4 protein-coding genes and 7 pseudogenes are annotated in these 8,210 nt (G+C 60.2%); 8 read left to right on the top strand and 3 right to left on the bottom strand.

Annotated features, from left to right (window positions below):
* Positions 1 to 730: 730 nt before the first annotated feature.
* Positions 731 to 1,240 carry a recombinase family protein gene (locus PU724_RS32955; RefSeq protein ID WP_426213793.1) on the top strand — a complete coding sequence of 170 codons (510 nt, stop codon included), beginning with the start codon at positions 731 to 733 and terminating at the stop codon, positions 1,238 to 1,240.
* Between the two features lie 12 nt (positions 1,241 to 1,252).
* On the opposite strand, the pseudogene PU724_RS32950 reads toward PU724_RS32955, so the two are convergent.
* Positions 1,253 to 1,676 (bottom strand): annotated as a pseudogene (locus tag PU724_RS32950) (IS21 family transposase); the annotation flags it as partial.
* Between the two features lie 115 nt (positions 1,677 to 1,791).
* Between PU724_RS32950 and PU724_RS32945 the strand changes: the two are divergent.
* The 3 genes and pseudogenes from PU724_RS32945 to PU724_RS32935 all read left to right on the top strand — a co-directional run.
* A complete protein-coding gene (locus PU724_RS32945) occupies positions 1,792 to 2,076 on the top strand; it encodes a hypothetical protein (protein ID WP_354425940.1) in 285 nt (94 codons plus the stop codon).
* A gap of 255 nt (positions 2,077 to 2,331) precedes the next feature.
* Positions 2,332 to 2,514: a tautomerase family protein gene (locus PU724_RS32940; protein WP_354425933.1), complete on the top strand. Its 183-nt coding sequence runs from the start codon at positions 2,332 to 2,334 to the stop codon at positions 2,512 to 2,514.
* 736 nt (positions 2,515 to 3,250) lie between these two features.
* Positions 3,251 to 3,493, top strand: a pseudogene (locus tag PU724_RS32935) (integrase core domain-containing protein); the annotation flags it as partial.
* 265 nt (positions 3,494 to 3,758) lie between these two features.
* Here the strand turns inward: PU724_RS32935 and PU724_RS32930 are convergent.
* A pseudogene (locus tag PU724_RS32930) lies at positions 3,759 to 3,944 on the bottom strand (IS110 family transposase); the annotation flags it as partial.
* A gap of 310 nt (positions 3,945 to 4,254) precedes the next feature.
* Positions 4,255 to 5,328: pseudogene (locus tag PU724_RS32925) on the bottom strand (IS5 family transposase).
* Between the two features lie 789 nt (positions 5,329 to 6,117).
* Here PU724_RS32925 and PU724_RS32920 point away from each other — a divergent pair.
* The 4 genes and pseudogenes from PU724_RS32920 to PU724_RS32905 form a co-directional block, all read left to right on the top strand.
* Positions 6,118 to 7,224 (top strand): mandelate racemase/muconate lactonizing enzyme family protein, encoded by a 1,107-nt coding sequence (locus PU724_RS32920; protein WP_354425935.1) that lies wholly within the window; start codon positions 6,118 to 6,120, stop codon positions 7,222 to 7,224.
* A gap of 9 nt (positions 7,225 to 7,233) precedes the next feature.
* A pseudogene (locus PU724_RS32915) lies at positions 7,234 to 7,290 on the top strand (hypothetical protein); the annotation flags it as partial.
* 90 nt (positions 7,291 to 7,380) lie between these two features.
* A pseudogene (locus PU724_RS32910) lies at positions 7,381 to 7,943 on the top strand (transposase).
* Positions 7,944 to 8,095: 152 nt separating this feature from the next.
* A pseudogene (locus PU724_RS32905) lies at positions 8,096 to 8,210 on the top strand (IS481 family transposase); the annotation flags it as partial.

Below are 8,210 nucleotides of genomic sequence, written 5' to 3'. Positions count from 1 at the left end.
AGCCACCCCATGCTCGCGCAGTTGGAGCTCCTTTTGCATGCATGACCGACGCTACGGACGACGCAAGACCGCGCCCGTCGGTGCATCGCTTCCTTGCCGCTCCGCGACGCGGAGCGGGTTAGTCCAATGCCCGTTATCAGGATGGTGGGGCAAAGAAGATTGTCCGCTACGCCTTTCATCCGCGTTCGGGCGGCGAGATTTTCATTACGGGCTGCCAGCGCTATTGCGGCGAGCCGGCGTATGTCGGGCGGCAACCGGATGGCAGCCTGGCGCTGATTCCCATCCGGATGACGGAAGAGATCGCCCAGACGACGGCGGTTCGCGAGGCACCCCGTTTTCCCCTTTCATGCCTGCGCGACCTGCGCCGCGAGGTCGATGCATGTCTACGTTTTCTGCAGAGCGACTCACGCCAGGCAGGAGACGACCATGCAGCGCAGACAATGCCGAACCGACCAGCCGGACTTGTTTTCCACGAAGGCTCCTCCATCGAGTCTTCCGGGCGAAGTCCGGGAACGCACCCTCCCGCTGATCGAGACCTTGCTGAGAGAAGTGGTGGTGAGCCAGACGGGACGGGAGGCAGATCATGAAGATCACCGCTGAACATCTCGCGCGCGGCGCCTATGTCTATGTCCGGCAATCCACGGCCGATCAACTCGTCAACAATCCCAAGAGCCGGTGACGCCAGTATGGCCTTGCTGAGCGAGCACGCTCTCTTGGCTGGAAGGACGCCATCGTCATCGATGAAGATCTCGGCCGTTCAGGGTCTGGCATCAGCCGTCCGGGCTTTGAGAAGCCTCTGGCGGCGATCTGCGAAGGTCGGGTGGGTGCGGTCCTCGCCATTGAAGCCTCCCGGCTCGCCCGCAATGGTGGGGACTGGCATACGCTCATCGCGTTTTGCGGCCTTGTCGGAACACTCATCATCGACGAGGACGGCATCTACGAACCGCGTCATCCCAATGACAGGCTGCTGCTCGGCATGAAGGGCACGATGAGCGAACTGGAACTTTCGGTCCTGCGGGCCCGCTCGATCGAAGCCCTGAAGGAGAAGGCACGACGGGCGAACTTTTCCTGGCGGTGGCGATCGGTTACGTCAACTCGGGCCGGAACCGGATCGAGAAAGACCCAGATCTGCGGATCCGCGAGGCGATCGATCTTGTATTCCGGCGTTTCGACGAACGGCAGAGCATCCGGCAGGTGCATCTGTGGCTGCGCAGCGAGGGCATTATGCTCCCTGCCGTAAACTACACGCGCGCCGCATCACGCCCGGCGCGTCGGTGAACTCGGTGACGAAGCGCGCGAAGTCGACCTGTGCTTGACATCCGACCGGGGTCTCGAACCGCACCTCGAAAGGACGCACCTGCTCCTGCGGCCGGATCGCGGCGACGAAGCGCTTCACGGCGGTGTAGGCGCCGTCATAGCCGCGCTCACGAATCTCGCGCGTCAGGCGCACGGCCGAGAGGTCGGGATAAGCTGTGACCCGTTCGCGCAAATAGTCAACGAACGGTGCAATCTTGTTTGGCCGCCCCGCCTGCCGCGGCCCGTAGGCGGGGAGTTCGAGCCCGCAATCGATGTATTTGCGGCTTGGGATCGCGGCCCGTTCGCCGGGCGATCGCAGTCACGGACAGGCCCTGACGGTGTAGATCCAATATCATCAGAAGTTCTCCAAGTTGGACCACCAGCGCCGCTCCCGTCCCATAAAGTCGGGACGGACTATCGACACCGGGGCGAAAGCCGCCAGTTCCGGGACGCGTCCCGGAGCTGGCGGCAGCAGCGCCAACTTGGGAATTTTCGATGCCCACAATCAGGGAATATTCATCGCCCGATGACAGGCTCGGCCGCGTGCTGGTCGATCTGTGGCTGTCGAGCTATGCCGCGCCGCCGAAAAGCGTGACGCTCGACGTCGACGCTACGCTCGATGTCCGGATGCGCGGGAAGAAGCCTCTGATCGGTCTGGGCGCCTTCGCTGCCGCCCAGGCGACCTCGACCAGCATGGCGCGGCAACGGGAACGTTCGTACTTGCTGGTTTGCGCGAGCATAGAAGCTCGCCTCTACCCTCAGCCGCATGGCCAGCATTGACGCACGCAGCCCGTTAAGTAAGGTCAGGGGCGGCGATAAGTCCTGACCGCTGTCCGCATACATTGGGAACTGGTACGTATGTCCGCTGGTTACGGTCATAACTCGTGATTTTGCGGGTGGCCAAAAAATACTCATTTGAAGTGCCCTTCCCTCCGGCCTACGGCCGGCCATCAGTGTCTAATAGCCGCCAGCCTCGACTGTGACTTAAGTGCCATTCAGACGTATCAAGCAAACTAAATCCAACAGGAGTAAGCGATGCCCGTTATCCATGTCGAGACTTTCAGGGCGGATGATGACAAAAAAGCAGATTTGGTCGCCGAAATTACTAAATTGTTTTGCGAGAAGATGAACCTGAGGCCGGAACAGATCCATGTCGTCTTCGACGAGTACGAACCGAATAACTGGGCAACGGGCGGCAAGCTGTGGTCTCGGATGTGACATCGCGACGGAGCCAGATGTTTGATCCCAGGCTCACATGACGATGCTGAGGTCAAGAGGTGTGTTAGGGTGGCATCGTGTTGCTCCCAATTGGCGGCGGAATCCAGAGCTGGGCCCGATTGCGTGACACGGCTCGGTCAATCACCGCCGTCTCTAAAGAGTTCCTGCTCCGGCTGATCGCGGCCGTCCCTTACAAGATCCACACCGTGCTCACCGACAACGGCATCCAATCCGGGCGCACGCCTTCGAATATGCCTGCGCCACAAACGACATCGAACACCGGACCACCAAGGCCAGGCACCTGTGGACCACTGATGTGATCGACAAGAGCCTTTTTGATAAATCTGCGCGATTCTCCTGTCGCGCACGGACGACCGCGCGCCGCATGTCGACACGACCCAGCCGCCTGAGCCTGCCGTCCTCCCAAGCTACCGCCTCGGCGAAGGCGCGGTGGATATCCAGTCCGATGATGCGCATGCCCGTTCCTCCTTCTTGGCTCGGTCAAAGACGGGAGCTAGCAGGCAACACGGCATCTACTGATCCGCGCTCACAGCGCATCCGGGAAAGTCGCGAGGGGCGGCCATGTAACGAGCTCGGGCTCTCAGCCCCACGGTCTATTGCCGGCCTGCCTGCACCTTCGTGCTCCCGTTGCCCCACGTCCCGGATGGGCTCACCATAAGGCCGTTCCAAAACAAGAACAGCGGGACATGCAGGCACCACAGATCACATACCGGATAACGGTCAAGTCGAAAGGATGAACCGCACCATCAAGGACGCCACCGTCAAGCGCTTCTATTACGAGAGCCACGATCAGCTCCAGCAGCACCTCGCCGACTTCGTTACGGCATACAACTTCGCCCGTAGGCTCAAGACCCTCAGGGGCCTCACACCCTACGAGTTCATCTGCAAGGCGTGGGTAACTCAAACCCAACACTTCAGGCTAAATCCGCTCCAGCAAATGCCGGGACTAAACATCTAGAGCGCGAAAGAGCCGGGCGCGCGCTGCCCCGAATACGCATGGCGAAGCAATTCCGAACCGTCAAAGACTAAGCGCTTGCATATCGTACCTAGACGATGCGCCAAAAATCGCTGGCGCATGCGGGTGTCTATTGCCGAATTACTCGCGACTGCAAAAACTCCCCGGATTGGCCCACCGATTTGTCAGAATTTTTTGTGCCTTCGACGGCTGCCACGTCTACGGCCAATCCTGAAAAGCGCAAGAATGGACAGGCACGCGCACGGTTCGCCCAATAATGGGAACCGGCGCGCGCCTCCATAGCCACGACACATGGTGGCTGACCCACCATGAATTTGCAAAACTGCAGGCGCGACAGCTTTTTGCGGAACACGACTGTTCCATCAGCCGTTGCTCCATGCAGCTGAAACACGTTCTTTGCCAGATCGACTCCGACGATGGTAACTTTTTCCATGGATGCCTGCCTCTCCTTTGCGTGGCTCTAACACCACGAACTTGGCACGTTGCGATGCCGTCGGAGAAGGCTGGCATCCACCCCATCTTGAGACCATCAGTCAGATGAGCGATGATCCGCTCATCAGCCTGCCGGCAGTGGCGCGCTGATCATCCCGGCCCCCGCCGGAGAGCACGGCGATCAAGGCCGTCAGCTACACCACGTCCGTGGACACGATCCGCACAAAACGGGGGCAGTTGGGCGAATCTGACTCTATGACAAGGTTTCGCCCCTTTCCTGGGTGGATGGCCGATTTGACTTCGGCGTCGCGTCAGCGGTTTTCGCCGTCATGCGGGCGCAGTTCGCCCCTGTGCCATACGAAGCGGGTGAGATTGTAGGCGAGGTTGGCCATGCCGATCTTGATCTGGCCCGCGCGATGCCGATCGTGCGCACGAACAGGCCCATCCTGGATTTCCGCTGCGCGAAGACGTGTTGGACGAATGCGCGGGTTTTCGATCTCCGCCCATTGGCCCGCGACGTCGCCTCGCTGATGGGCCGACCCTTCGGTTTCTTTTGGTGGATGTCAGAGACGTAGCCGTTCTTCTCCAGCCACTCCTCGTTCTTTTTCGAGCGATAGGCCGTGTCGGCCCAGACAGTCGAACCGGTGTTGGCGCGGTTGAGGACATTGCGAGTGCGCCATCATAGGCCGCCGCGCTCGTGACGTTCCAGCCGCGGATGAAGCCATGCCGACGATCGATCGCGGCGTGGTTCTTGTAGCCGAAGGCGGGGATGGCGATGTCGCGCTGCCGCGCCTTTCCGCCTTCGAGAACTTCACCGTCCAACGCGCGTCGCGGTCCTTCTGGCGCAGCTTGGCGGGCTTGTTCTTCCACTCGTCCGGAACCTTGCCCGCCTTGATGTCAGTCTTCTCGGCGGCGGTGTTACGCTGCTTGGGCGCCGCCACGATGGTGGCTTCGACAATCTGCCCGCCCATCGCCAGGTAGCCGGCCTTGCCGAGGTGCTTGTCGAAACGGGCGAACAGGTTGTCCACCGCGCCGGCCTGTGTGAGATGCTCCCGGAACAGCCAGATCGTCTTGGCGTCCGGCACCCTGTCGCCGAGCCCCAGCCCGAGGAAGCGCATGAAGGATAGTCGGTCCTGGATCTGGAACTCGGCCTGCTCGTCAGACAGGCCGTAGAGCGCCTGCAAAACCATGATCTTGAACATCATCACCGGATCGTAAGGTGGCCGGCCGCCCTTCGCGCCACCGGAGCGCTTCAGCGCCTTGCCGAGCGGCTTGCGGAAAACCTCCCACGGCACTACCGCGTTCAGCTTCTCCAGCGGATCGCCGGCCTCGCTCAGCCGCAAATAGCGCTCGTCAATGTCCCAGAAACCAGCCTGTCCCCGCATCCACTGCCTCCGCCCAAATCAACGCGCCGAGTGAATCAAAATCCGGCTCCAAAGGCGAGGTATTTCGAACTGTCCAAGAGACAAAGGATCATAGGCACATCGAGCCTCATATTAATCTAACTTTACGAACACGCAACAAAGTCTTTACCAAGCGTGTATTTACCCATATTGCTTCGTGCTACAGGTAAGTATAATAGAACGCACAGTTGGTTGTGCACACGATGGCAAGGAAAGTTGCCTACGCAAAAATTGGACAGAATTCAGTACGCAAACTTCGTTGCGAAGGTTATTATGTCATCAACGTCAGTCCTTACTGGAGACATTCGATTGGGTCGATGGTGTCCAATAAGCAACTTTTCCCACAAGCGGCGTTGCGCCCAGGGGAGTAATAGACGTGAGAACGATATCGTTCAAAATGAGGCTTGATATCACAAGTACAGCACTGGCTCCGTCAGTTTCGAGATCGTCCTATTCATATGGGGCAGAGAAGGACCGCTTTCCCAACATTCGACCACTCACTCCGACGAGGGCCCGTTGAGGCCGATCTGGTTACCATCATTGGGTGGTGGAAGTTCCCAGGCGACAGTCCAGTCGGCGCGGGCTGCTAGGGCCTCGCCGAGAGTCCAGATTGTCGGCGAGAGGACCATCTTCGGCAAGAAAGGTGGTTTATTTCTTCTATTCACGAGCGCTCCCATCTCTGGAGGCGCATTGTCTCGAACGAACCCAGCGCAGGACCGTTCTGTCGTACTCTGATGCCCCAACCGGCACCCCTCCTAGAGGAGATAAACCATGAAGATCACGGAAATTCACGTCTACGCACATGATCTGCCGGTCAGGAATGGCCCCCATATCATGGCGAAAGCCAAAGTGTGGTCACTCGACGCCACGCTGGTGAAGCTGGTCACCGACACAGGCCTCGTCGGCTGGGGCGAAACCTGCCCGGTTGGACCAACCTACCAGCCGCAACACGCCAAGGGTGCCCGCGCCGCGCTGGACGAGATGGCTCCAGGGCTGATTGGCGCCAACCCGCTGGAACCATTACTCCTGCGGCGGGAGATGGATGGCCTGTTGAACGGCCATCGCTATGCCAAAGCTGCTATTGACATCGCAGCCTATGATTTAATGGGCAAGGCTTATGGAGTGCGGGTGGCCGACCTTCTGGGTGGGGCTGCCACCGAAAACGTACCCTCCTACTTTGCCACAGGCCTCGGGGACCCCGACGAGACCGCCAGGATCGTCGCTGAGAAAGCGGCCGAGGGCTTTCCGCGCCTCCAAGTCAAGGTCGGCGGCCGTCCGGTGGAGGTGGATATCGCCGTCCTCCGTAAGGTCTGGGAGGTGATCTGTGGCAAGGGCGTGCGGCTGGCCGCTGATGGCAATCGCGGCCTGACGACTTGTGACGCCCTGCGGCTTTCCCGGGAATGCCGAGACATTCCCTTCATCATGGAGCAGCCCTGCAACACACTGGAAGAGATCGCCGCTATTCGGGGGCAGGTCCATCACGGCATCTATATCGACGAGAATGGCGAGGATCTGGCCACGGTCATCCGCGCTGCTGGGACGGGCCTTTGCGACGGTTTCGGCATGAAGGTTACACGGATCGGGGGATTGCACGCCATGGCCACGTTCCGTGACATTTGCGAGGCGCGCAGCATGCCCCATACCTGCGACGACGCTTGGGGTGGGGATATTATCGCCGCCGCCTGCACTCATATCGGCGCCACGGTGCAACCTCGACTGCTGGAGGGCGTTTGGGTGGCCGAGCCCTATATCGAAGGAACGTATGACCCCAAGGGCGTGAAAATCGTGGGCGGCCACATCAAACTGCCCGAGGGCCCGGGTCTCGGGGTCGTGCCGGACGCCGGCATGTTCGGGGAACCTGAACTTTCCTTCAGCTGACCTGCCGCCATTCGCCGTTGCCCCCGCTGCCAGTCACTGAGTCGCGCGCAATCGCTGGAGGATCGTCGCGCCGAACTTCTCGACACAGAATCCTTTCACGTCGTATTCACGCTGCCCGGCGCCTTCGCCACCATCGCCTATCAGAACAAGGCACTCGTGTATGGCCTGCTCTTCCGTGCCGCCGCTGAGACCCTGCGCACCATCACTGCCGACCCAAACACCTCGACGCAAAGATCGGGTCCTTCGCCGTGCTGCACACCCGGGGTCAGAACCTGCTCTATCCATCTGCATTGCGTCGTCACCGGCGGAGGCTTGTCTCTCGACGGCCATCGGTGGATCGCATACAAGCACGGCTTCTTCTTGCTCGGGAACACTTACGACGAGCACACGCTCGAAAAGATTATTCCTTCTATGGAAGATACCACCGGTGCCGAGATCGAGCGCATCCTCCCCGATGCCGGTTACCGCGGCCACAACGCGCCGCAAAGCCACAGTTCAGGATCTTCGCCGCCCGTCAGAAGCGCCGCGTGCCACCGGCCATCAAGCGCCAGATGCGGCCCGATCGGCCATCGAGCCGGTGATCGGCCACGTCAAGAACAACATGGGCCACAATTACCTCGCTCACAACCCAAGGTGGTGCGATCAACGCCATCCTGGCCGCAGCCGGCTACAACTTCTCCCTCCTGCTCAGGTGGCTGAAAGCGTTTTTGTGCGCTTGATCACCGCGTTCCTGAACCGGCCGAAGCAGCTTGCCGCTTAGCGGTCAACATTGTTCACGGTCGACTAGCTGTGAGCTTTCAGGAGGTTGTCCATTCGGACCGGACCGAGGAGACTGGAGTTACCAGGCTTCAGCACTCACCGGAGGGTCCGAATGAACATTCACAAGAATGCCCGTCTCACGCCGCTGCGTCGAGAGGAGATGGCGCTGTCGGTGATAGAGGGCGGTTTTTCCAAAGCCCATGCGGCGCGCGTCTATGGCGTGTCAG

It is taken from the genome of Mesorhizobium abyssinicae, from assembly GCF_049887195.1.
Classification (GTDB): Bacteria; Pseudomonadota; Alphaproteobacteria; order Rhizobiales; family Rhizobiaceae; genus Mesorhizobium; species Mesorhizobium abyssinicae.
Note: the sequence above shows the minus strand (reverse complement) of the source record. Positions and strands in the feature narration are given on the sequence as shown.

Coding starts and splice junctions, on each gene's coding strand:
- PU724_RS32945 (WP_354425940.1), top strand. CDS start 1,792: ATGCCCACAATCAGGGAATATTCATCGCCCGATGACAGGCTCGGCCGC.
- PU724_RS32940 (WP_354425933.1), top strand. CDS start 2,332: ATGCCCGTTATCCATGTCGAGACTTTCAGGGCGGATGATGACAAAAAA.
- PU724_RS32920 (WP_354425935.1), top strand. CDS start 6,118: ATGAAGATCACGGAAATTCACGTCTACGCACATGATCTGCCGGTCAGG.